This window comes from Cohnella caldifontis (assembly GCF_029360585.1).
Classification (GTDB): Bacteria; Bacillota; Bacilli; order Paenibacillales; family Paenibacillaceae; genus Cohnella; species Cohnella caldifontis.
The window spans coordinates 102,166-126,713 of sequence record NZ_JAQZSJ010000009.1 but is presented as its reverse complement, the minus strand read 5'-3'; the positions used below and the strand labels follow the sequence as shown (position 1 = coordinate 126,713).

The 24,548-nt window shown below is 57.8% G+C and carries 22 protein-coding genes; 13 read left to right on the top strand and 9 right to left on the bottom strand.

Translation table 11 applies throughout. The features are described 5' to 3' along the window. Positions 1–53: 53 nt before the first annotated feature. A complete protein-coding gene (locus tag PTZ19_RS14425; RefSeq protein WP_276355692.1) occupies positions 54–1,691 on the bottom strand; it encodes a WG repeat-containing protein in 1,638 nt (545 codons plus the stop codon). A 185-nt stretch (positions 1,692–1,876) separates the two neighbouring features. On the opposite strand from PTZ19_RS14425, the gene PTZ19_RS14420 reads away from it, so the two are divergent. From PTZ19_RS14420 to PTZ19_RS14400, 5 genes are all read left to right on the top strand, one after another. Then, positions 1,877–2,569, top strand: a complete 693-nt coding sequence (locus PTZ19_RS14420) for a helix-turn-helix domain-containing protein (protein ID WP_276355690.1) — start codon at positions 1,877–1,879, stop codon at positions 2,567–2,569. A 180-nt stretch (positions 2,570–2,749) separates the two neighbouring features. Then, positions 2,750–5,515: an S-layer homology domain-containing protein gene (locus PTZ19_RS14415; RefSeq protein WP_276355688.1), complete on the top strand. Its 2,766-nt coding sequence runs from the start codon at positions 2,750–2,752 to the stop codon at positions 5,513–5,515. Between the two features lie 171 nt (positions 5,516–5,686). After that, positions 5,687–6,427 (top strand): glycosyltransferase, encoded by a 741-nt coding sequence (locus tag PTZ19_RS14410; protein WP_276355686.1) that lies wholly within the window; start codon positions 5,687–5,689, stop codon positions 6,425–6,427. A 64-nt stretch (positions 6,428–6,491) separates the two neighbouring features. Next, the gene (locus tag PTZ19_RS14405; protein ID WP_276355684.1) at positions 6,492–7,139 is read left to right on the top strand and encodes a glycosyltransferase family 2 protein; all 648 of its coding nucleotides are present in this window, start codon (positions 6,492–6,494) and stop codon (positions 7,137–7,139) included. Between the two features lie 101 nt (positions 7,140–7,240). Next, positions 7,241–8,038: a polysaccharide deacetylase family protein gene (locus PTZ19_RS14400; protein ID WP_276355682.1), complete on the top strand. Its 798-nt coding sequence runs from the start codon at positions 7,241–7,243 to the stop codon at positions 8,036–8,038. Between the two features lie 59 nt (positions 8,039–8,097). Here PTZ19_RS14400 and PTZ19_RS14395 read toward each other — a convergent pair whose 3' ends face one another. The 4 genes from PTZ19_RS14395 to PTZ19_RS14380 all read right to left on the bottom strand — a co-directional run bounded on the left by PTZ19_RS14395 (position 8,098) and on the right by PTZ19_RS14380 (position 13,149). Further along, on the bottom strand, positions 8,098–9,873 hold the full coding sequence (locus tag PTZ19_RS14395; protein WP_276355679.1) for an ABC transporter ATP-binding protein: 1,776 nt from the start codon (positions 9,871–9,873) through the stop codon (positions 8,098–8,100). After that, on the bottom strand, positions 9,860–11,635 hold the full coding sequence (locus PTZ19_RS14390) for an ABC transporter ATP-binding protein (RefSeq protein ID WP_276355676.1): 1,776 nt from the start codon (positions 11,633–11,635) through the stop codon (positions 9,860–9,862). The genes PTZ19_RS14395 and PTZ19_RS14390 overlap by 14 nt, the downstream gene beginning before the upstream one ends. 240 nt (positions 11,636–11,875) lie before the next feature. Next, positions 11,876–12,325 (bottom strand): YdeI/OmpD-associated family protein, encoded by a 450-nt coding sequence (locus PTZ19_RS14385; RefSeq protein ID WP_276355671.1) that lies wholly within the window; start codon positions 12,323–12,325, stop codon positions 11,876–11,878. A 20-nt stretch (positions 12,326–12,345) separates the two neighbouring features. Next, entirely contained in the window at positions 12,346–13,149 is an 804-nt protein-coding gene (locus PTZ19_RS14380) for an alpha/beta fold hydrolase (RefSeq protein ID WP_276355669.1), read from the bottom strand. Between the two features lie 278 nt (positions 13,150–13,427). Between PTZ19_RS14380 and PTZ19_RS14375 the strand changes: the two genes are divergently transcribed. Beyond that, positions 13,428–14,153: a DUF998 domain-containing protein gene (locus PTZ19_RS14375; protein WP_276355667.1), complete on the top strand. Its 726-nt coding sequence runs from the start codon at positions 13,428–13,430 to the stop codon at positions 14,151–14,153. 9 nt (positions 14,154–14,162) lie between these two features. Here the strand turns inward: PTZ19_RS14375 and PTZ19_RS14370 are convergent, their stop codons facing one another. Next, positions 14,163–15,086: an SDR family oxidoreductase gene (locus PTZ19_RS14370; RefSeq protein ID WP_276355665.1), complete on the bottom strand. Its 924-nt coding sequence runs from the start codon at positions 15,084–15,086 to the stop codon at positions 14,163–14,165. A 135-nt stretch (positions 15,087–15,221) separates the two neighbouring features. Between PTZ19_RS14370 and PTZ19_RS14365 the strand changes: the two genes are divergently transcribed. From PTZ19_RS14365 to PTZ19_RS14340, 6 genes are all read left to right on the top strand, one after another. Next, complete coding sequence (locus PTZ19_RS14365) at positions 15,222–15,395, top strand: hypothetical protein (protein ID WP_276355663.1); 174 nt, start codon at positions 15,222–15,224, stop codon at positions 15,393–15,395. A gap of 141 nt (positions 15,396–15,536) precedes the next feature. Continuing rightward, positions 15,537–16,538, top strand: a complete 1,002-nt coding sequence (locus PTZ19_RS14360) for an LLM class flavin-dependent oxidoreductase (RefSeq protein ID WP_276355661.1) — start codon at positions 15,537–15,539, stop codon at positions 16,536–16,538. Between the two features lie 145 nt (positions 16,539–16,683). Further along, a complete protein-coding gene (locus PTZ19_RS14355) occupies positions 16,684–18,717 on the top strand; it encodes a Na+/H+ antiporter (RefSeq protein ID WP_276355659.1) in 2,034 nt (677 codons plus the stop codon). A gap of 78 nt (positions 18,718–18,795) precedes the next feature. Further along, positions 18,796–19,188, top strand: a complete 393-nt coding sequence (locus PTZ19_RS14350) for a VOC family protein (RefSeq protein ID WP_276355657.1) — start codon at positions 18,796–18,798, stop codon at positions 19,186–19,188. A 36-nt stretch (positions 19,189–19,224) separates the two neighbouring features. After that, positions 19,225–19,410 carry a hypothetical protein gene (locus tag PTZ19_RS14345; protein WP_276355656.1) on the top strand — a complete coding sequence of 62 codons (186 nt, stop codon included), beginning with the start codon at positions 19,225–19,227 and terminating at the stop codon, positions 19,408–19,410. A 219-nt stretch (positions 19,411–19,629) separates the two neighbouring features. Beyond that, complete coding sequence (locus PTZ19_RS14340) at positions 19,630–19,992, top strand: hypothetical protein (protein ID WP_276355653.1); 363 nt, start codon at positions 19,630–19,632, stop codon at positions 19,990–19,992. Between the two features lie 44 nt (positions 19,993–20,036). Here PTZ19_RS14340 and htpG read toward each other — a convergent pair whose 3' ends face one another. The 3 genes from htpG to PTZ19_RS14325 all read right to left on the bottom strand — a co-directional run bounded on the left by htpG (position 20,037) and on the right by PTZ19_RS14325 (position 23,207). Continuing rightward, entirely contained in the window at positions 20,037–21,875 is a 1,839-nt protein-coding gene (htpG, locus tag PTZ19_RS14335) for a molecular chaperone HtpG (RefSeq protein WP_276355651.1), read from the bottom strand. Between the two features lie 146 nt (positions 21,876–22,021). After that, positions 22,022–22,813, bottom strand: coding sequence for a delta-lactam-biosynthetic de-N-acetylase (pdaA, locus tag PTZ19_RS14330; protein ID WP_422615001.1), 792 nt, complete (start codon positions 22,811–22,813; stop codon positions 22,022–22,024). A 61-nt stretch (positions 22,814–22,874) separates the two neighbouring features. Next, positions 22,875–23,207: a winged helix-turn-helix transcriptional regulator gene (locus PTZ19_RS14325; RefSeq protein WP_276355649.1), complete on the bottom strand. Its 333-nt coding sequence runs from the start codon at positions 23,205–23,207 to the stop codon at positions 22,875–22,877. Between the two features lie 137 nt (positions 23,208–23,344). Here PTZ19_RS14325 and PTZ19_RS14320 point away from each other — a divergent pair, with 137 nt between their 5' ends. Next, positions 23,345–24,532: an MFS transporter gene (locus PTZ19_RS14320; RefSeq protein ID WP_276355647.1), complete on the top strand. Its 1,188-nt coding sequence runs from the start codon at positions 23,345–23,347 to the stop codon at positions 24,530–24,532. The last annotated feature ends 16 nt before the right edge of the window (positions 24,533–24,548 follow it).

Sequence of the window (24,548 nt, the reverse complement as noted above, 5' to 3'; positions counted from 1 at the left end):
ACGCGTAAGCTTCGCCCTTGGAAGAAAGGAGGAGGGACTGGTCGCCCAGCCCTTTACTCTGTTTGCGGGTTTGCGATATAGCCCCATTTGCCGTTCACGCATACCGATGCCAATCCGTCCGAGAAGCCGGTGCGAACGTCGTCGAATTGCGGGGGAATGACCTCTCTGCCGGATCGGTCAATGTAGCCGTATTTGCCGTTGAGCTGCACGTAAGCCAAGCCTTCATGGTAACGCCCGGCCCGGGCATATTGAGGCGCGACGATTTCTTTGCCCGTCCGGTCGATAAAGCCGTACTTCCCGTTCAGTTTGACCGCCGCGAAGCCTTCGCTGAAATCGCCGATCTCATCATACTTCGCTTTTACGATTTCTTTCCCCTTGTCGGTAATGACGCCTACTTTCTTGTTCTTGTTGACGGCGCGGAAGAGCCCTTCTCGGGAATCCTCGGCGAATGAGAAAAGCGGAGCCATGCCGCTATACTCGTAAAGCGGAATATTGCCGGAATTCGAAACGGTCGGATTAAAGGTTCCTAGTTTATCGCTGGCATAAACGATATAGAAGTTTCCTCCGAATGAGAGGGGTAAATCTGAAATATAGGTGTACTTCACCGGAAGCACGATCTTGCCCGAACGATTCATCACGCCGCACTTGTTCGATTTGCAAACGGACAGAAGACCGCTGCGCATTTCCATGATCGTATCGTATTGGGCGGGAGCCAGCGACTTACCCGTGCGCAGATCGATGGCTCCGCGATCCGACTCGTGATAGTTGCCTTTCGCGTCGCGAATCAGGTTGGCTTCTTTCGCCATGGAGAATTTCACGATATTCTTGCGCATCATGCCATAGATCAATACGTCTCCCGATGTCACGATGGCGGTATCGTATTTCAAGGGAACGACCGTTTTGCCTTGCGAATCGATCGCCCCGTGCTTCCGGTTTTTCGAGACGGCGAAATACCGGGAGGCGGTACCCTCGCCATATTTACGCGTGACGCTGTCGTATTGGAAGGGAATCACCGTTTTCCCCTTCTTGTCGATGACGCCCCATTTGCCCGCTTTCGCGACGGCCGCAAGTCCCGATTCAAAGTCGCCGGAATTCATGTCGTATTGCAACGGAATTACGAGCTTTCCGGTTTCATCGATATACCCGGCTAGAGAATCCGGATAGTCGATCGTTACGCCGTCCACGGTCCGCCGAATACGTTTATCGCTCCGTGTTTTCTGCACCAAGGCCAGTCCATCGTGAAAATCGCCGATGTAATCGTATTGAAAGTCGCTGATCGCATTTCCGTTCTGATCGAACACCCCGTATTTGTCGTCCTTCGCGGCTTTCCAGAATCCGTTGCTCATCCGATCCAGCGGATAATACAACGGCGGTATGATTTCTTTCCCCGTTTTGTCGATCAATCCTACTTGATTATACCCTTTATCATCCGGTTGGCCGATATAGGCAAATCCGTCCTTGAAATCTTCGATCCAATCGTAACGCGGTTCCACGACGAATCGCCCCGTCCGGTCGATGACGCCCCATTTGCGATTCTGTTCGACGGCGGCTAAGCCTTCGTGAAATTCGAATGCGTAGCTGAATTGGGGTTCAATCGCCAGCGGCTGCGTCGCCGATTCGGCATGGACGGGCAGCGCGATCAAGGCCATCGAGAGGAGCCCCGTCATCCATACGGCAAGCTTCTTTTTCATCCTGTTACCCTCCTGCAACAATGAGCTGTGATGATACGGCTTTTGCTTTCATCATAATCAACTTCGTTTCTAAAAATCTACGGACTTTGAGTCACATTCTCTGCGGTTACGACAAAAATCTACAGCTTGCGACTTCACGATCCGATATATGACGTAGCGGAATCGGGTTGGGGGTAGGAGTCTTCATGGATATTCGCGCCGAGTTTGGTAAAAGAGTGAGGGAGCTTCGCGCCCGCTCGGGGATATCGCAGGAATGGCTGGCTGAACGTGCGGGATTGGATCGAACGTACATCAGCGGAGTCGAGCGCGGCGAACGCAACATCAGCCTCCTCAACATCGACAAAATCGCCGCCGCGTTAAACGTCTCGATCGAATATATGTTTTCGAGTGAACGCTTTTCCTCGAATTTGGCTTATGTAAAGAAAGACTTCGAGGTCCCCTTCTTGGAGCGTTTCAAATACCATATCGACAGCGGCAATAAAATCCTTACGTTTCAGGTACATGGGCTGTTAACCGGCGAGAACGTGGATGATATGTCGAGAACGCTGCTGGGCATCGCCTCCGAATTTCCGGAAGGGGAACTGAGTATTTTCGTCGATCATCGGGAAATGAAAGCGTCGGACGGCGAGCCGGTCGTGTATTCTCCGGAAGTGGCCGAGCGGGCGGTTCGGTTTCAGCAAAACGTGATCTCTTGCGGCAAGCAAGCGGTCGTCTTGTGCAACTCGGAATTCATGGTTCACCAGATGAATTTTGTAACGACCGTAAGCGGGATCCGCCACAAAGCGACTCACCTATACGGCAAGGATCGGGAAATGGTGAGCCAAGCTTACGCGCTATTGGGCGTGAGCGGAAACGAATTGATTCAACCGTTGAAATAAACCGCCGGCGGCGGTTTTTTTATTTTACATTCGATTCTCATAACCGTCGAAAAATGAAATAGGATGTAAGTTTTTAAGAATGTTTTAAGAGGATTCTCGCGATCGTTTTGCTAGCATGATAGACAATGAAACCTCTCTGCTTATTCGGAAAATCATTCGTCAGAATGGAGATGGAATGTCATGCCGCGGATCAAAGGGAGAAAACTCGTATATCTGGTATGGTCCTTCGCGTTGTTTCTGGGCGTCGCGACGGTTCCTTGCGGCGTCCGCTCGGCGCATGCGGCTGACATAAGGATCGGAAGTCAAGTGAAGCTCGTTTCCGCGGGAGCCAATCACTGGCTTGCGCGGAAAGACGACGGCTCCGTTTTCGCTTGGGGACTCAATATCCTTGGCCAAACGTCCGTGCCGGCAGAGGCGCAAAGCGGGGTCGTGTCGGTTGCGGCGGGTTCCGTTCAATCGCTGGCGCTCAAGGACGACGGCTCGATCGTGACTTGGGGAGTCGGCATCGACAAGCCGGGATCGAACTATATCGCGATCGCAGCCGGAAACTTCCATTCGCTGGCGCTCCAAAGTGACGGCACGGTCGTTGTTTGGGATGAGGCTATGGAAGAAAATTTAACCGTTCCAAGCGGTTTGAGCGGAGTCGTCGCCATCGCCGCGGCGATGGGCAAGTCGCTGGCGCTGAAAGACGACGGCTCCGTCGTCGCTTGGAATTATGACTACAAAAACGATCTCGTTCCAATGGTCGTGCCTGTTGAAGCACAGAACGGCGTCGTCAAGATCTCAGCCGGATATAACCACTCGCTGGCGATCAAAGAAGATGGCTCCGTCATCTCTTGGAGCGACAACGGCAGCCTCAAGAATGACGTGCCTGATGATTTGAGCGGAGTCGTCGCCATCGCCGCAGGATGGGACTACTCGTTGGCGCTTACGAACAATGGTACTGTCGTCGCCTGGGGAACCCAAAGCTTCGGCGTGCCGCCGGAAGCTCAGAGCGGAGTCGTCGCCATTGCCGCGGGACCGGACTTCGCCTTGGCGCTCAAGGATGATGGCTCTGTCGTCGCTTGGGGAGACAATTCTTATGAGAAAACAAACCTGCCCGGCGATAACACCCTTCAAGCTCTGTCGGTAGATGAGGGGACATTCGCCGAGCCTTTCTCCTCTTCCACCACGGCTTACACGGCCCATGTCGGCCCTTCGGTTTCAAGCGTGCATGTATCGGCAACCGTGACAGACGCGACTTACACGGATTTATATATCAATAACCAACTGCAAACAAGCGGCAGCACCGTAACGGTCGGCCTCTCGGGTCCATCTACGGTCATTTCCGTCCAAGTAGAGCCGCTCTTGAAAGCGGTCAAAACGTATACGATCACCATAGTGAAAGACTCGGAGCCTCCATCCCCAGTTGCCGTCGTTACCGGTATTTCCGCGAATACGGCCCGTTTGCCGAGCAGCGGGGGAGGCGTGTCCCTATCCATTACAGGCGATCATTTGACCGGTCAGACGCTGGAAGTATACGTGAACGGCGCGAAAGCCGTGAATGCCGGCATAAAAAGCGACACCGAGGCGGAAGCGATCGTGACGCTGCCGGGCAATGATTCTACGAGCTCGAAAGCTTATCTCTTGACGGTATATCTGAATGGCGAAGAGGCGGCCGGCCAATCCGCGACCGTTACGGTCCAGGGAGCATATTACAACGGCGGCGAAAGTCAATATTCATCCATTCTTGCCAAACCGGCCATCGACTTGAACGGCACTCCGTTTGATCCGTCTGCCATCGACTTCACAAAGTCGGTCTTTACGATGGAGGCAACGCCTACAGACGGTACGGCGTACGTAAGTCTGCCGGCTGCCGTCCTTAACGACTTGGCGAGTCATGGCGTCGGGTTTACGCTCGAATTCAGAACTCCGATCGGCAGCTATCTGGTTCCGTCTAATCTGCCGTCGCTCATTCCGGGGCTGAATGACTTGCTCGGCAACCGCGTTGACGCCGAGGATACTTCCTTCAAGATCACCCTGACCGACAAGTCAGCCGACAAGGTTATCCAAGCGGATTTTTCCAAAAGCTTGCCAAATGGCGTCATTCAAGGGGCGACCGTGGATTTTCATATAGATGTCCTCAACAACAAGACGAACCAAACCATTGGAACGGCTAGCCAATTCAGCCAGGCACTTACCCGAATGATCCCCATGCCGCAAGACATGAAGAGCGAGCCGGGAAATTGGGGCGCGTACCGTTATAACGAGCCGGCCGGTAAGTTTGAGTTTGTTCCCGCGGAAATGGTGCGGATCGACGGCAAATTGTATTCCATGATCAAATCCTATTCGAACAGCGTGTACGTTACGGCACAAAACGCGGTGAGCTTCGCCGATATTCAGAAGCATTGGGGCAAAGCGTACGTGGAGCTTGCTGCAGCGAAAACGCTTGTGAATGGGGTTGGCGGCGGAAAATACGATCCCGACAAGACGGTATCGAGAGCGGAATTCGCCTCGATGCTGGTCAACGCCCTAGGTCGGGGCGAACCGGCCGCCGAGAACGCGGCGCCTTATGCGGACGTTCAGCCAGGCGCGTGGTATTTCGGAGCGGTCGTCCAGGCCAAGAAGTTCGGCCTGCTCGACTTCGCGAAAGGCAGCCGCTTTCTGCCGAACGAGCCGCTCACCCGGGAGGAAATGGCGACGATGCTGGCGGCATTCGTCCGACTCGAAAATTCGCCGAAGACCTCCGAATCCGTCAGCTTAAACGGCTACAAGGATATCGGGCAAGCAGACGCCGCTTATCTGGAGAACATTCGCCAGATGATCCAGCTGAACATCATGAAGGGCACCGGAACCGATACGTTCGATCCGAAAGGAGCGACGACACGCGCTCAAGCGGCCGTCGTGCTGATCCGAACGCTGCAGGCGATCGGGTGGATCGACGGCGCCGAACCTAATGGACGCTAGGATTCATCGCAGCATACAACCCTCATGAGAGCACCCTCCGCGGTGCTCTTTGTCATGCTCGGGGCAATTTCTCCCTTTACCTCGATCGCTTCCATTCGCCGTTACCGGTTAGCCAAGCTGTCATATCGTAGTAGATGTCCAACCCCTATCCTCGAACGAGGAGGTCGTATCATGGCAGGTTCCGCAAATAAACCGAAAGGGCAAGCCGGCGTTACCGTTATCACCTGTACCAATCGGAAGCGCCAATTCAAGTCGATCTTTCAAAACTTCGACAGGCAGCGTCACGCTCCCAAGGAGTTGATCATCGTGGTCAACCATGACCGCATTCCGCTCCAGCCCTACCTGGACCTGGCCAATCGGTGCCCGAACGTCCGGGTCTATCGCGAACCCGGGCGAATGCCGCTGGGCGCCTGCTTGAACCGAGCCGTTCGCATGGCCCGTTATCCGTACATCGCCAAGTTCGATGACGACGATTACTATGCCCCTTACTATTTGACGGACATCCTTCAAGCATTTAAGCGGACGGGGGCGGATATCGTCGGCAAGCGAACGCACTATATGTATTTGAAAGGTTCGAAGTCGATGATTCTCCGTTTTCGGGGTAACGAGAACCGATACGTATCGATCTTGCCCGGAGCCACGTTGGTCGTGAAACGCCGCGTATTCGACCGGGTTCGTTTTACCGGAAGAAGGACAGGCGAGGACGATCAGTTCTGCCGGGACAGTCTTCGTAAAGGCTTCAAGGTGTACTCCGCGGGCAAATACAACTTCGTCGCGATCCGCCGCAAGAATACGGCCAGCCACACCTGGACCATGAGCGACAAAGACTTGCTTGCGCATCACGTCAAAATTCCCCGCGTGCGCGACTACAAGCGCTTCGTGCATCGCCGACCGGGCGGGACGAAGCCATGAAAGCAACCTCCGGTCCGTTTCGGATACCCGCCGTTTCCATTATCGTCTGTACCAAAAGAAAGGAATGCATAGACAACCTGTTTTCCAACTACGCCAGGCAACGCATCCGCTGAAGGAATTGATCGTCATCCTGAACGATGACGGATTGAAGTTGTCCGACTACATGACGAAAGCCAGGAAAGACCCTCAAGCGCGCGTATACCGGCTGCCCGAAAGACATTCGCTCGCGAGCTGCTTGAATTTCGGGGTTCGCCAGGCTAGATACGACCGGATCGCCAAGTTCGATGACGACGATTACTATGGACCGGAGTATTTGGCGGACAGCCTGCGGACCATGCAGCGGTCGGGAGCGGATATCGTGGGCAAGCGCGCCCATTACATGTATTTAGAGGGGGCGAAGGTATTGCTGTTCCGGTATCCGGATCAGGAAAACCGCAAGGTTTCCTTGGTTCAGGGAGCCACGCTGCTGGTGAAGCGGCACGTTTTCGGCAGGGTCGGCTTTCGCGGCCGCGATCAGGGGGAATGCGTTCGGTTTTGCATCGACAGCCGGAAGTCAGGCTTCACCGTCTATGCCGGAAGCAGGCGGCACTTCGCCGCCTTTCGCAGGAAGAACGCGAAAGGCCACACATGGAAGGCCAGCGACCGTTTGCTGCTGAGCCGGAACGCGAAAGTGCTGCGCGTGCGGGATGTTCGGGCCTTCGTTTCCGAATGAATCCGCCGGGCCGCTTGTGTTATGATGGAATCATTGGCGGCATGTTTATGGGGTTGGGAAGCGAAAATCGGAGATTCACGGAACGAGACGGAGGGTTGCCCATGCGCATTCAATTCGACCGGTTTCCGGGCGGCGTGGCCAAAGCGCTTACGCTCAGCTTCGACGACGGCCGGGAGTATGACCGCAGATTGGTGAAATTGTTCAATGATTACGGCCTCAAAAGCACGTTCCATCTGAACAGCGGAATGTTCGGCAAAGAAGGGTACATCGACGCGTCGGAGGTGAAAACCCTATTTCAGGGGCATGAAGTTTCGGCGCATACGGTGGATCATCCGTTCTTGGACCAAGCGCCGACGGAGCATATCGTCTCCCAGGTCATGGAGGACCGCAGAGCGCTCGAAGCCTTGGTCGGGTATCCGGTGAAAGGCATGAGCTATCCGTTCGGTACATACGGCGACCGTGTGGTGGACGTGCTTCGCTCGATCGGGATGGAATACTCCCGGACGGTGAACAGCCACGGGACGTTCCGCATGCCGGAAGACTGGCTGCGCTGGCATCCGACTTGCCACCACAAGCAGATGGTCGAGCAAGCCGAGAAGTTCGTCGCGCTGGATCAAAGGTTCTCGCGGATGTCTCTGCTCTATGTATGGGGTCACAGTTACGAATTCGAGAACGATCGAAACTGGGAATTGGTCGAACGGTTCGGGGAAATCGCGGGAGGACGGGCCGATATCTGGTACGCGACGAATGCCGAGATCTACGCCTACCGCAAGGCGCTGGAAAGCCTTCGTTTCTCCGCCGACAGCCGGATCGTCCATAACCCGTCCGCCCAATCGGTCTGGATCAGCTCGGACGGCGTACCGGTCGAGATCCCGGCAGGACGAATCGTTCAACTATAAAGGAAACGCAGCAAGCCCCCGATTCGACCGATTCGAATCGGGGGCTTTTTACTCCTTTTTTAGGCTTCCATCTTCTGCGCGGTATAGAGCCGGTAGTAGAGGCCCTTGCGCGCCATGAGCTCATCGTGCGAGCCGCATTCGGCGATGCCTTTGTTCGAGACGTACATGATGCGGTCGCAGTTCTTCACGGTGGACAGCCGGTGCGCGATGATGAACGAGGTGCGGCCTTTGAGCAGCTCGTTCAACCCTTGCTGGAGCAGGCGCTCGGTCTTGGCGTCGATCGACGACGTGGCTTCGTCCAGGATGAGAATCCGGGGATCGGCGAGCAGCGTCCGGGCGAACGAGATGAGCTGCCGCTGTCCTTGCGACAGCTTAGAGCCGCGCTCGTTGACCTCGGTCCGGTAGCCGTGCTCGAACTCGCGGATGAACTCGTCGGCGCAGACCGTCTTGGCGGCGGCGATGACCTCTTCCTCGGTGGCGTCGAGCCGGCCGTACCGGATGTTGTCCAGGATCGTGCCGGAGAAGACGAAGCTGTCCTGCAGCATGATCCCCATTTGGCTGCGCAACGATTTGAGCGTGACCTGCGAAATGTCGTGCCCGTCGACCAGAATCCGTCCGCCGCTCAAGTCGTAGAAGCGCGAGATCAGGTTGACGACCGTCGTCTTGCCGGCGCCCGTCGGTCCGACCAGCGCGATGCTTTCGCCGGCTTTGATTTCGAACGAGAGATTTTCCAGGATGGTATTCCCCGCGTCGTAAGCGAAGGTGACGTTGTCGAACGTCACGTTGCCGCGGACGGGAGGCAAAGCTTTCGCCCCCGGCGCGTCCTTGATCGTCACCGGCTCATCCAACGTTTCGAAAATGCGCTCCAAATACGCGACGGCGTTGATGAAGCCGTTGTACAGGTTCGAGAGGTTCAGGATCGGCTGCCAGAAGCGGGCCGCATAGCTGCTCATGGCGAGGATGACGCCGAACGTCACGTCCGCGGGGCTTAGCGCCAGCAGTCCGATGAAATAAATAAGCGTCGTGACGATCGTGGCCAGATTGTCGACGGTAAACGGAATCAGGGCGTTGTAATGGATGGCGGTCATCCATTCTTTGCGGAAATTGCCCGCCAGCCGGGTAAAGATGCCCTCGTTGCGCGCCTCGCGGGAGAAAATTTGCGTGACCCCGATGCCGCTGATGCTTTCCTGCAAGTAGGCGTTCAGGTTGGAGCTTTTGTTGGATACCGCCTGCCATGCGCGACGCTGCCGGTTTTTGATCAGCAGCATGATGCCCCCGAAAACGGGAAGCCCCGCCAGGATAATGAACGAAAGCCGGACGTCGACGGCGAACATGAACGCGGCGATGAAAATCAGGTTCACGATCTCCAGGATGAAGTTGATGATGCCGTTGGACAGCACGTCCGATACGGCGTTGACGTAGTTGACGATCCGGATCAGGATTTTGCCCTGCGGCCGATCGTCGTAATATTTGAACGGCAGCTCCTGCAAATGCTTGAACAAGTCCGTTCGGATTTGGAAAATGATCTCCTGGCCGACGTTCGTCATGATGCGCGAGCGGATGGTAGCCAGAATGACGCTGACCACGATGGTGAGCAGCATCAGCCCCGACCACCCGATCAGCGGCCATACGGCTTTCGCGGGAATGGTCACGTCGACGACATGCTGCATGATCAGCGGAGCCGACAGCCCGATGGCGGCCGACAGCGCGCTGAGGACGAACGCGACGGACATGGGTTTTTTCTGTTTGTTGATGTAGACCATCGCGCGCTTGAAGTGACGGATATCGAAAGGGGATTCCAAGTTCTCGTCGATGTCGAATTTATTGCGGGCCATGGGCGGTCACCTGCCTTCCGATGCCTTCGTTCTGGAGCATGAACACGTCGTAGTAATAACCCCGCTTGGCCAGCAGCTCGGCGTGGGTGCCTTCCTCGACGACGCGCCCGCCGTCCAGGATGAGGATGCGGTCGGCCTTCGCGGTCGTGGATACGCGTTGGGCGATGATGATCTTCGTGCATTGGAAATCCAAATCCCGCAAGCTTTGCTGGATATGCGTCTCGGTCTCGAGATCGACCGCGGACGTCGTGTCGTCCAGGATCAGGATCGGGCGGCGCACCGCCATGGCGCGCGCGAGCGCGATGCGCTGCTTCTGCCCGCCGGACAAGCCGACGCCGCGTTCGCCGACGATGGTGTCGTAGCCTTCCGGCATTTTGACGATGAAATCGTGCGCGGCGGCGAGCCGGGCGTAACGGTACGTTTCCTCCTCCGGAAGGTCGGGGTCGCCGTAGGCGATGTTGCCGTCGATCGTGTCGGAGAACAGGAGGACGTCCTGCGTCGCGATGCCGATATTGCCGCGCAGCTCATCCAGCTCCAGCTCCCGCACGTCCACGCCGTCGACCAGCACGCGTCCCTCGGATACGTCGTAAAACCGCGGGATGAGGTTCACGATCGTCGTTTTCCCGGATCCCGTCGCCCCCATGATGGCGACGGTCTCGCCCGGCTGCACCGTGAAGCTCACGTCGTGGAGCACGTTCGCGCCGTCGTATTTGAAGGTGACGCGATCGAATCGGATATGGCCGTCATAACGCCGTTTGCGGCCGGCGCGGTGCTCGTTGACGATTTTCGGCTTGGCGTAGTAGATTTCCAGGATCTTCGCCATGCTGGCGAAGAAGCGCTGGAAGTCGTTGATGATCATGCCGATGTTGCGCATCGGGTTGGAGACCGCCCAGATGAGGGACGAGAAAGCCGCGTATTCGCCGAAGGTGATCCGCCCGTTCATGACGAACAGGCCGCCGGCCAGCATCAGGATCACGTTAAAGGCTTGCGCGAACGTTTCCAAAAATGGGAAGTAGTCGAGCCACACCATGGCGGCTGCTTTGTTGGCCTTGGAGAACTCGGCGTTTTTGGCCGTGAATTTCTCGACTTCGTGTTCCTCGCGGGCGAAAGCTTTGACGACCCGGTTGCCCGCGATATTTTCCTGCGTGGTCGAGTTTAACTGCGAAAGCCGCTGGCGCAGGTCGACGTACATCGGACGGACCCGCTTGGCGAACAGGAAGGCCACGATGAAGATCGGAGGCGCCAGGAGCAGCAGCCACAGCGTCAGCTCCGCGTCGATCGTGAAGAAATAAATGACCGCGGCGACGAAAATCGTGAGCGATTCGACGATCGTCTTGATGATCCACGCCATCGAGTGCCGCACCATTTCCAGGTCGCCCGTCATTTTCGTCATCAAGTCGCCGGTGCGGTTATGGTTGTAATATTCCTGGTCTTGACCTTGGATCTTGTTGTAGAGATAAATCCGGATGTTGTAGAGCATGTTTTGCGAGGAACGCTCGTACTGCATCATCGTCAGATACGCGAGTCCCGTGCGCAGCAGGGAAAAGCCGATCATTCCCAAGCAAAGCATGATCAGCAGGCCTCGTTGGTCGATCAGGTTTTGCCGCGCGTCTTGTCCGGCGATAAACGTGTCGATCAAGCGTTGGCTGAGATAGGGATTGACGATCGTAAGCGTGGAGCCGACGACCGAGAGGCAGAGCGCCAAAATATACCGCGCCCGGTTCCCCTCCAGATTCTTCCACAGCCATTTGAGTTCAAACATGGGGTCACCTGTTTCCGTTTTTCTTCTAAAACATTTTTGATTCTATCTGCAAACCAACGTGATTATACCACATTCATCGGCCGGCTAAGTCCGCAATTCTTGCTTCGAATCTCTGCTATTTTGTAATCGGGCCGGAAAATGTTGAAAAGGAAAGCGATAGGGATAAGGTTGCTCTCTAACCGCATAAACGAAGGGCTGTTCCCGCGGATACCGTCCGCTGGAACAGCCCTTATTCGCCTTTTAAGGGATTTTGCCCTCCCGCAGCGAGTCGAGCGATTTCTCGATTCGTCTTTGGCGGGTTTCGGCGGTTTTGGCTCCCTCGATGTTCAAGAGGATCCGGCGCTTGTTGCTGTACGACAAGCGGTCGAAGTACTGCCGCGCTGCCTCGTTGCGTCCCAACGCTTCCGCGAAATCGTCCGGCACGATCGCCTCTCGCGGCTGGTCGTCCAGTTCCAGCTCGATCTCGATTACGTCTCCGGCCTCCACGCCGGCTCCGGCGCGGTGCTCCGAGCTGACCGGCAGCATGTAGCGGCCGCCCATCGACGCCACCGTGCTGCGGTAGGCATACGCGCCGATCTTCACGACGACGGCCGGTTTCTTGCCTCCGCCCAGCGCGGTGACGATCGCCTCCGGAACCTCGATTCCGGTCGCCGTTTTTCCGTTCAATTCCAAGGTCGCTTTGAATTTCATGCCGATTTCCTCCTCAAGTTTCAATTTTCGTTCCGAAAATATTCCGTCATGAGCGGCGCGAGTTTGTCCGGCTTCACCATATGGGTTTCCCCGTCCAATGTCCGGCTTTCGGCCTTCGGAAGCGCTTGGGCCAGCGCCTTCATCCCGTTCTGCATCCAAGCGGGGCTTTTCCCTCCGTAAACGACGAGCGCCGGCGCTTGGACGGAAGACCAATAATCGGCGGGCAGCGGCTCCCCTTTCTGAAAGCCTATGGTCAGCATCGTATCGTAAGGAAGCGTATGCGCGACCGCCTTCAGCTTGGACCAAGCGGGCATGAGGGGCATCATCGCCGTCACGAAAGCGGGCAGTCCTACGCCTTTTCGCATGAAAAGCTTGACGGCCGCTCCCCTGCGGTTGCCGGCTAACAGCCGGTCCATTTCGGCTGGATAGAGCTCCGGAACCGGAGGCCGGCTGCGGTCGACGACGAAAGGCGCTTCGTACAGGACCAGCTTGCGGATCGACGGGAGGCGTTTTGCCGCTTCCAGCGCGAGGGCGGCTCCGGAGGAAATGCCGAAGACGTCGGCAGTCCCGCCCGCGGCTTCGATCAGCGCCTCGAGGTCTTCGACCTCCCGCTCGACCGCGTAAGGTTTCGCGTCGCCGCTCTCTCCTCGCCCGCGGCGGTCATAGGTGTATACGGTGAAATGGGGAGACAGCCGGTCCGCCAGCGGGCCGTTCGGACCGGACGCCCGGTAGCACATCGCCCCGTCGACCAGGATCAATGCCGGGCCTTGTCCGACTTTCGAGTAAGCAATCGGGGTGCCGTCTTTCGAAAAAATCGGGTTCATTCGTTCATCCCTCGCTCTGAGATTGATCGCGATTTGATCGCATCTACTACCACGACGAACGGCTTTCAAGGAAATCGACATGTTCGGAACAACTTTTTTCGGAAAATATCGCTTTCCTATTAATGTAAATATAGGTCGGGATGTACAAGAGGGTCAACCGCGGATTTTTTTTCGAAAAAAATATGTGCGCGGTGTCGATTTCGTTGGTTGCCGTTCGTTGTGTGAGTAAAGAGGCCGAAAACGGTGCCTCGCATTCGTATAAGGGAGGATGTTGGAACATGAAAAAGCAATGGGTGAACGAAGCGGCGTTGGAAGTCGGACGGCAATCCGGACACAGGGGTGCCGTAAAGGAATCTTTGCGTGGAAAATCGGCCAACGGTATCGCGCTGGGCTTGAAGTGCGGAATCGCCGCAGGTCCGCTGTACGTGGCGGTCGGCACGATTCAAGCGCTGACGCGCGAAGGCTTCGATATCCGCCGCCACGCGCTCAGCTTGCTGAGCAATGGGGATTTGGGTTGGATCCAGATTTCGAACTTTCTGTTAAGCGCCGTGCTCGTGCTGGCGTTCGCGGTTGCTGCCGGACGGACCTTCGCGCGCGGTACGGGCGGATTGTGGGGACCGCTGCTGATCGGCGGTTATGGTCTCGGGCTGTTCGGCGCGGGCATGTTCGTCGCCGATCCGGCGCTCGGGTTCCCGGTCGGCGCGCCGGAGGGCAGTCCGGAGCAGACCAGCTTCAGCGGGCTGATGCACTTCGTCTGCGGAGGGTTCGGTTTCTTGTGCCTGATCGCCGCTTGCCTGGCGTTCGCCCGCCGGTTCTTCCGGTCGAACCGGAAGGGCTGGGGACTGTATTCCGCCGCGACGGGCGTACTGTTCTTCGCCGCGTTCGCCGGGATTTCTTCGGGCAACGCCCACCCCGCGCTCAATATCGCCTTTTCCGCGGCGGTCGTGCTGGGCTGGACGTGGATTTCGTCTCTCGCCTGGCAGTTGCTCAAACATGGACGGTGATCGGTCGGCCTACGAGGACATCACCTGTCCGCCGTTAACGTGAAGGGTCTGCCCGGTCATGAACCGCGAATCGTCGGATGCCAGATACACGTAAGCGGGAGCCAGCTCGAACGGCTGGCCTTGGCGCTGCATCGGATTGTCCGCCAAGGCGACCTGATCGGCGGAGAAGCTGGAGGGGATCAGCGGCGTCCAAATGCGGCCCGGCGCTACCGCGTTGACCCGGATGCCTTGTTGGACCAGGTTTCGCGCCAAGGCTCGCGTGAATCCGACGATCGCGCCTTTGGTCGCGGTGTAATCGATCAATTGATCGTTGCCGTAATAAGCGACGACCGAAGCGGTGTTGATAATGGAGCTTCCGGCTTTCAGGCAAGGGAGCGCGGCTCGGGTCGTGTAGAAATGCGAAAAGAAGTTCACCCGGAACGTGTCCTCGAATTGTTCGTCGGTAATGTCCAGCAGGCTGAGCTGCTGAAACTGGATGCCGACGTTGTTGCAGAGAACGTGAAGCCGTCCGAACGACCGGATCGTCCGTTCCACGATGGCGGCGCAATGCCGCTTGTCCCTGAGATCGCCCGGCAGCAGCAGGCAATGCCGGCCCAGCTGCTCGATTCTCCGCTTCGTGCGGTTGGCGTCCTCGTGTTCATCCAAATAGGCGATGGCGACGTCTGCCCCTTCTTTGGCGAACGCGATGGCCGCCGCCGCGCCGATGCCGCTGTCTCCTCCGGTGATCAGGGCGACTTTGCCGGCGAGTTTGCCGCTTCCCTTGTAGTTCGGGTTTTCGACGATCGGCCTCGGGACCATCAAGCTCTCCAAGCCGGGCTGGCGATATTGACGCTGCTCCGGCACGGCGAGGGGAATCTCCTCGTACCGGGTGATGGATCCGAAATGAGGGTACATCGGATAGCCGGCGCCTGCCGGCGGATTTCGGTTGGACATGGAAATCCTCCTGATTCTGCGCTCTTTTCCGATTAAAATATGCGATTGGGCGAATGCCGTGCCTGGTTTCCTTCCCGTCTCGCCTTAATCGGGAATACATTGGAGGAAATCCCGTTACGCGAGGAGGAACCCGCCATGCCTCTCTACATGGTCAGCCCGGAAGTCCGGTTTCTGCTGATGGGCCGCACAGGCGAGAAGGTTTACGTGTACAACGGCGCCAATCCGTCGCCGTTCCGGCTGCCGAAAATCGGCCCGAGACCGCCTTATTACGCGAATCCGCGGTATGTGCCCCGTTATCCGCTGATCTAATCCCCTTCTCGTAACCGCTCGTCCACACCCGCAACTTGATTGAACCCCGCCGACAGTGGGAAAATAGAGGAAACGGACGAAGGCGATGGAGGCGATGGGGATGAAAAAGACAACGGAACCGCGTGAGGAGCGGACGACGGAGTGAAGCTGGGCGTTCTCGATCAAGTATACGTGGCGGAAGGGCGGACCGCGTCGGACGCGCTGAGCGAGTCGACGCGGCTGGCGCAGGCGGCGGAGAAGCTGGGCTACTCCCGCTTCTGGGTGTCCGAGCATCACGGCATGCCCGCGCTTGCCTTCTCCAGCCCCGAGGTGCTGATTGCCCATCTGGCCGCCGCCACTTCCCGGATCCGCGTCGGCTCGGGCGGAATCATGCTGCCGCACTACAGCGCTTATAAAGTCGCGGAAAATTTCCGGCTGCTGGAGGCGCTGCACCCGGGCCGGATCGACCTCGGCCTCGGGCGCGCGCCGGGCGGCATGCCGCTCTCCACGCGGGCGCTGCAGCAGGACAAGCGCGTCGACGTGGACCGGTATCCGCAGCAGGTGCTGGATCTGATCGGCTATCTGCATGAAGCGATGCCGGCCGGGCACCCGTTCGAAGGGCTGCTCGCTTCCCCGTCGATTCCGACCGCTCCGGAAATCTGGCTGCTCGGCTCAAGCGGCGACAGCGCGAGATTCGCCGCCATTCTGGGCACGTCCTACGCTTTCGCGGAATTTTTCGGCACGCCCGGGGGCGAAGAGGCGGTCCGTTACTACCGGGAGCACTTCGAACCCAACGCGGCGCTGGAGGAGCGTCCGCGCGCGATGATCGCCACGCTGGCGATTTGCGCCGAGACGGAAGAAGAAGCGAACCGTCTGGCGACGAGCGGCGATTTGCTGTTTCTAGGCATTCGTACCGGCAGGGAGCGAAAAAATCTCCCTTCCGTCGATACGGCCATGGATTACCCGTACACCGAGATGGACCTGATGCTGATCCGGCAGCTTCGCCAGCGGCGCGTGATCGGGACGCCTGCCCAAGTGAAAGAGCAGCTTCTGCGGCTCGGCGAAGAGTATCAAGTCGACGAAATGTTGATCAATAGTCCGATCCACGACCCGGAGGCGCGGATCCGCTCTTACGAGTTGATCGCGGAAGCGTTCCGGACCTAAGCGAGAAGCATTCGCCAGCCCGACCGGCTTACCGCAGCCGGCCGGGCTTTTCATTGACGGCGCCGCCTCGGCTTAAACCCCCGGATCTTCGACAATACTGGCGAATGTAACGTCAAGCCGCCGTTGCGTGGGAGGCCGAAATCCGGTGGAACTTTTCCTGTTGGTGCTATTGCTGCTGGCCGCGATCGGGCTGTCCAATCTCGTCAATCATTTCGCGCCGTTCGTTCCGGTCCCGCTGATCCAGATCGCGCTCGGCGTTCTGCTCGCGGCTCTGCCCTTGGGCATCCAAGTGCCGATGAACCACGAGCTGTTCTTCGTGCTGTTCATCGCGCCCTTGCTGTTCCACGACGGAAGAAGGGTGTCCCGCACGGCGTTATGGCAGCTGCGGTTCCCGATTTTGCTGCTCGCGCTCGGACTCGTCTTCGCCACCGTCGTTGCCGTCGGCAGCTTGATTCACTTGCTCATCCCGTCGATCCCGCTGCCGGCGGCTTTCGCGCTCGCGGCCATTTTGTCGCCGACGGACGTGGTGGCCGTGGGCGCCATGTCCGGCAGGGTGAAGATGCCGGGGTCCATCCTGCATCTCCTGGAAGGCGAGGGGCTCATGAACGACGCGTCCGGGCTCGTCGCGTTCCATTTCGCGCTGGCTGCCGCTTTGACCGGCGTCTTCTCGCTGCCCGCGGCCGTCTGGAGCTTCCTGAAAATCTCCGTGGGCGGCGCGGCCGGGGGCGCCTTGCTGGCGGTTCTCGTCATCCGCTTGAGGGTGTGGATACGGCGGCTGGGCATGGAAGACGTCACCGTGCACATCCTCATTCAAATCCTGACGCCCTTCGCGATCTATCTGGCGGCGGAGCATCTGCACGTTTCCGGCATTTTGGCGGTGGTGGCGGCCGGCATCGTTCACGGGATCGAGCGGGATCGGGAGACTTCTCCGCAAATGAGGCTGCAAATCGCTTCCGGCAGCACCTGGTCCGTGATTCTTTACATCTTGAACGGGCTCGTATTCGTGCTGCTCGGCTCGCAAATCCCGGAAGTCACCCGGGAAAGCTTCATCGATCCGACCACGGACAACGCGGAAGTGCTCGGCTTCATCGTCGTCATCACCGCGGCGCTGCTGCTGCTTCGCTCGCTCTGGGTGTACGCGGCTTGGCGGATCGGCTGGAGGCTGAAGCTCCGGCACCTCCCCAAGCCCTCCCTGAGGCAGACCGGAATCATAACGATATCCGGCGTCAGGGGAGCGGTAACGCTGGCCGGCGCGTTCTCGATCCCCGAAATCCTGGAGAACGGCAGCGCGTTCCCTCACCGTACGCTGATTTTGTTCATCGCGGCCGGCGTCATCCTGGTGACGCTGGCGGCGGCCAGCCTGTTCCTGCCCGTACTGGCCGGGTCGAAAGCGGTTTTCGCGGACGACACCAAAGAACGGACGGAGAAAAAAGCGCTGATCCGGACCCACCTGGCCGCCATCCGGGAAATCCGCGAGCGAACGGGAAACGACAACCGGGAAGCGGCCGCCGGCCTCATCGCCTCTTACACCCGCGCCCTGCAGCAGCTGCAATACCCGGATTCGGCGGCCGCAGCCGGGCCGGGCGGGCCGGAGGAGACGTCGCTTCGGCTGAAGGCGCTGGAGGCGGAAGCCCGGTATTTGGACCGTTTGATCCAAGAAAAGCGGATCGACGCGGAAACCGCGGAGGCCGCCCTCGAACGCATCCACCGAATGAAGCAAGCCGCTCGGCGGCGATCCCCTTTTCGCGGCCCGGCGATCGGGCTCATGCTGAAGGGCTGGCTTCGGTATGTGAAGGCGATCTTCACGGCAAGACGCGGGGGGCCGGACCCTTATCGGGAGAAACGGCGGCAACGGCAGAAGCTTCAGGTGAACATGGCGGTTGCGGCCATCCAGGCGCTTCGGGGCGAAATCAACCCCGACAATCAGGCGGCCGTGTATCGGGTCATCGGGGAATACAACGATCGGATCGCGCAGATCCGAAGCCAACGACGCCGAAAAGCGTCCCGGGAATGGATCCGCCGGGAACGCGAGCTCCAGGAACGGGCGTTTCAAGCGGAGCGGAACGAAGTGCAAAGGCTGTACGAGTTGGGGCAGATCCCGATGGAGACCGCACGGAAACTCCGCCAGCAGATCAACATGAGGGAAGTTTATTGGGCGAAGGAGTTCCGGCCGGTGTAAAAAACCCTCTTTACAAGCGAACATATATTCGCTACGATGGTTATGTTTACCATTTTCGTGCCGGGAGCGTGTTGCGGAATGGCGGAAACCGTCAAAGCGAAAATCGAGAATTCCCTTACGGTCTTGTTGGTTTCGGATTTCGAAAAGTCGAAGAAGTATTACGAAGAGGCGTTAGGATGCGATGTCAACGAATTTTGGGCCATCCGGGACGATTTCGGCTTAGGGTTTAAATTGATTCAAGCCGGCGATCCCGAAGACGTCCGGCCGAATCGAGGGACCTGGAATACATACGCATACGTGAGGACCCATGACGAATTGGACGCGCTCTACCTGGAACTGAACACGCAAGGCGCCTTCATCGTTTCCGAGCCCGCGGTAACCGAGCACGACTGGGGTTCATGGAAGGAATTCTCCGTTCGGGACCCGGACGGATACGTGATCGGTTTCGGATCGGGGAATAAAAACGGCTGACGGGCAATGATCGACCTTCGATGAGGCGGTGCGGACATGTCGGACCATTGGAATACTTACCTTTCCCACATCGATCGTGAACCGGCTTCCATCTTGTTGGATCTGGATCCTTGGGAGAACGGCGAAATCAAATCGTTCGTCCATCTGTTCCGACTCAGCGTCGCTTTGAAATCTATTATGATTATCTATATCCCGGCCCATCCGATTGGCAGCGAATGCTGAACCGGGAGCTGGTCGATCAGCTTCGCGAATTGGGCGACCCCTTGGATAAACCGCGGCCCGTGAACGCAACCTCGATGGATTGACAGCAGGTTGATATTTGTCCATAATATAGAAAAAGTCGCAGAGGAAGCACCTCGCAAAGCGGAGACACGTGGCGTGTTGACCTTTCGGGGTGCTCTCGTTTTCGTTTCCGGCCATTTTTCGATAGGCGGTGGGAAGATGTCCGACCAAAAGTTCGCCCAGATGGAGCATTTGCTAACGGAACTGATTCATGCGGTTGGAACTTTAAAGGCTTATTTCGAGGAAGAGAGAGAAGAGAACCAGCGGAGATTCGAGCGGTTCGAAACCCGGTTCGAGCAGATCGAATTGCGTCTCGATCGAATCGAAACCCGAATGGATCGCCTCGAGGAACGAATGGACCGTCTCGAAGAACGTATGGACCGTCTCGAAGAACAAAACGAAGATTCCAAGGAAACCCAAAGCCTCATGATGTCGAAAATTTTCGAGCACGAGATGGAAATCCGGAAGTTCAAGGACCGCTTTAAGCATTTCGCGTTGAAAGAAACCCGGCAGGACCGATAAAAAACGGTCCGACGCCGGGTTAATTTATATGCGGGAACGGTCCCTTATACCATCACTTTGCAGATATCGTTCGTGAACGCGAGCGGGTCCTCGATCGGAAGCCCTTCGATGAGCAGCGCCTGGTTGTACAACAGGTTCGTGTAGAGCGCCAGCTTCTCTTGGTCTTTCTCGTGGGCGTCCTTCAAAGACCGGTACACCGTATGATGGACGTTGATCTCGAGCACCTTGTCGGCTTTGACGTCCTGGTTGTTCGGCATGGCGCTGAGCACTTTCTCCATCTCGATCGAGACTTCTCCTTCGGTGGAGAAGCAGACCGGATGGGATTTCAGCCGCTTGGAGGCACGCACGTCCTTGACTTTATCCGCGAGCAACCCTTTCATCGCCTCGAACAGCTCTTTTTGGCCTTTCTCTTCCTCTTCGTTCTTGTCGTCCCCGGCATCCGCCTCGATCCCCAAATCCTGGTCCGATACGGATTTGAACGATTTGTCTTTGTAGGACATCAGCACCTTGAGGGCGAACTCGTCGATGTCCTCGGTCAAGTACAGCACTTCGTAGCCTTTGTCCAGCACGAGCTCCGTTTTCGGCATTTTCTCGATCCGCTCGATCGATTCCCCGACCGCGTAATAAACGTACTTCTGGTCCTCGGGCATCCGGGAGACGTAGTCGTCCAGCGTGACCAGCTTCTTCTCCTTGGAGGAGTGGAACATGAGCAGGTCCTGGAGCGTCTCCTTGTTCATGCCGAAATCGCTGTACACGCCGAACTTGAGCTGCCGGCCGAACGCCTGGAAGAACTGTTCGTACTTCTCCCGTTCGTCCTTGATCATGCTTTGCAGCAGGCTTTTGATTTTGCTGGCGATGTTTTTGGCGATTTGCTTCAGCTGGCGGTCGTGCTGCAGCATTTCGCGCGAAATGTTGAGCGACAGGTCCTCGGAGTCGACCATGCCTTTGACGAAGCCGAAATAATCGGGCAGCAGGTCGGCGCACTTGTTCATGATGAGCACGCCGTTCGAGTAGAGCTCCAGTCCCTTCTCGTATTCCTTCGTGTAGAAGTCGAAAGGAGGCTTCTCCGGGATGAACAGGATGGCGCGGTACACCACGGTGCCGTCGGCCTGGATGTGGAGATGCTTCAGCGGCTTGTCGAAGCCGTAATGCTTCTCGGCGTAGAAGTTGGCGTAATCCTCGTCCTTCAGCTCGCTTTTGTTTTTGCGCCAGATCGGCACCATGCTGTTGACGGTTTCCTCTTGGCCTTCGGAGTCCGCCATCTTGATCGGGTAACGGATGAAGTCGGAATACTTCTTGATGATCGAACGCAAACGGTAGCTTTCCAGGAATTCGTCATAACGTTCGTCCTCGGTGTTTTCCTTGATTTTCAAAATGATTTCCGTGCCGACGCCGTCCTTCGCGCAAGGCTCGATCGTGTAGCCGTCGGCTCCTTTGGACTCCCATTTGTAGGCTTGGTCGCTGCCCAGCGCTTTGCTGATGACGGTCACGACGTCGGCCACCATGAACGCGGAATAGAACCCGACGCCGAATTGGCCGATGATCGAGTGGTCTTCCTTCAGCTCGTTCTCCTGCTTGAACGCGAACGAGCCGCTGCGGGCAATGACGCCGAGGTTGTTTTCCAGATCCTCCTGCGTCATGCCGATCCCCGTATCGGCGATGGTCAGCAGGCGGTTGTCCTTGTCGACGGAAATCCGGATGTAATAGTTGTCTTTGTCGAACGTCAACCGATCGTCGGTCAGCGCCTTGTAATAGATTTTGTCGATCGCGTCGCTGGAGTTCGAGATCAGCTCCCGCAGGAAAATTTCCTTCTGCGTGTAGATGGAGTGGATCATCAGGTCGAGCAGACGCTTCGATTCGGCTTTGAACGCTTTTTTGGCCACGCGCGCGTACCCCTTTCGCCTTTGGTATTAGCACTCAGCCACTGAGAGTGCTAAGACAACAATTTTCTTATACCATAAAAACGGAAAACAGCCAAGTCCGGCCGAACGGAACTGGCTGTTTCCGGGAACGCGATACGGCTGGCGGATCAACGGTACGTTTTGACGGTCAGTCGATCCAGGCTTTTGAACTCGTAGCCTTGCTTTCGGGCATCGTCGATGATCCGGCCGAGCGCCTCCGCGTTGTCGCGGGAAACGGAGTGGAGCAGGATCACGGCGCCGGGATGCAGCTGCCCCAACACGCTTTGATAGGCATACTGCCCTCCGCGCTGATGGTTCACGTCCCAGTCCTTATAAGCGACGGACCAGAACACGCCGGTATAGCCGAGCTTGCGGCATTCCTCCAGCATGCGGCCGTTGAAAATCCCCCGGGGCGGCCGCATGAAGCGCATGTCCGGCCGGCCCGTCAAAGCCGCCGTTTCGGCGCGCACCTTCTCCATCTCGCTGCGGATGCGCTCCGGGCCCGACTGGCTCAGGTCGGGGTGACTCCAGGAATGGTTGCCGATCAGATGGCCTTCCGCGGCCATGCGGCGGACGAGATCGGGCTGGTCCTTGACGAAATGCCCCGTCACGAAGAAAGCGGCCGGCACCTGCTTCTCCTTCAACGTATCGAGGATGCGCGTCGTATAGCCGTTCTCGTAGCCGTTGTCGAAGGTGAGATACAGCTCTTTGCGGCCCACGTCTCCCAGGAATACGGCCCCGTGCTTCTGCAGGACGGGCATGAATCCTTCTTGGGCGATCGAAGGCAGGGAGCCGTTCCGGCTTTTTTTGAAACCGAAATGGTACGGGGTGTTTTCGCCGGCGGACGCGTAGGCGGCCGAAACCCAGACCAGCGCGAGGGCGGCGGCGAGCAGGGGAATCGAGATTCGATGGCGTTTCAAGGGAACGGTTCACTCCTTGGCTTGAACGGTATCCCCTATACGATGGACCGAAGTTGGAAAATTATGCGCGGCTTCTCCACCGGACGACCCAGGCGCTCATTTCCGTCAGGACGGACAGGAAATCTTCTCCTCTCACGGTCAAGGAGTATTCCACGGTAACTGGCACGGTCGGAAACACTTCGCGGCGGACGATGCCGGTTTTCTCCAGATGGCGGAGCGTATCGGTCAGCGACTGCGTTTTGACGACGGTCACGTTCCGGCGCAGTTGGTTGAACCGCCGGGGGCCTTTCGCCAGCTCCGCGATGACCACGAACGCCCACTTCGCCCCGAGAATTTCCAGCACTTCGCAAATGTTTCCGCAAACTTTCCCGGACTCGAACGATTCTTCGCCCATGTCTGCCCTCCTGCTTACGTTTTTAAAGTTAGTCAATTTATTTGGATAATATCCAAAAGCTTTGCCTTCTTACATTATGTTTGCAGGGTGCTTATACTGTCAACAGATTGATTACAGATTCGGAGAGGATGGTCGGCTTGAAAAATTGGATCGCCATTTACTTGCTGGGAATGGGGGCGTTCCTGGTCGGGACCGCCGAGTTGGTCGTGGCGGGCATCCTGCCTGCCATAGCCGCCGACTTGCATATCTCGGTCGCGCTGGCGGGGCAGCTCACGTCTGCCTATTCGTTGCCCTACGCCATCGGCACCCCGCTGCTGGTGTTGGCGACATCCCGAATGGATCGGAAAAAACTGCTTGCCGCCGCGCTGGCCGTGTTCGTGCTGGGATGCGCGGCTTCGTTCGCCAGCCGGAGCTTCGGCGTCATGATCGCCGCCCGGGTCATTCTGGGACTGAGCGCGGGCGTCTTCAGCGTCGCGGCCGTCAGCTCCATCGCGAAGCTGGCGCCTCCGGGGAAAATCGGGAGGGCGGTCGGGGTCACGGCGCTCGGCTTCGGAAGCGCGATGGCGCTTGGAGTGCCGATAGGGGTAGCCGTGTCGGGATGGTGGGGCTGGCAGGCGAATTTCGCGATGCTCGGAGTGCTGAGTTTGGCTGTTCTGGGCGGACTCGGCCGTCTGCTTCCCCGGATCGACGGCGACGTTTCGATGCGGTTCAAAGAGCAGGTTTTCGTGCTGCGCCAACCCTCTATCGCGTACGGACTCACGCTGTCCTTGCTCCTGAACATGGGCAACTCGGTCATGTTGACCTACGTGTCGCCTTTCCTGCAATCGGTCCTTTTCCTGTCGACCGCCGGGACGGGAGCGATGATGCTGGCGCTCGGCTTGGCGGGCATCGTCGGTTCGCGCTTGGGCGGATTCGCGATCGACCGTTGGGGGAACGTCCGGGTCATCGCCGCCTCGCTCGGCGCGATGATCGTCTCCTTAGGGATGCTCCCTTGGTCGAGGACGCCGGTCTTCGCGGGGGAAGGTTGGATGATCGTATGGTTCATCGCATTGTTCACGTATGCCCCCGCTCTCCAAACCTATTTCATCCGCAAAGCGCCGGAGTCCTCCAATTTCGTACTCAGCGTCAACCTCTCGGTCGTCCATCTGGGCATCGCGTTGGGGGCGGGCGCCGGGGGAATCGCGATCGAAGCGTTTTCCACGGCGCTTTACCACCCTTGGATCGCCGGCGGTCTGGCCGCGCTTGCCCTGGCGGCTGCAGTTTTATCCTTCGCGTCCGGCCGATTGCCGGCCAAGGCTGGATTGGAAACGGAAAGTCGTCCATAATGGAATCCAGCAGACT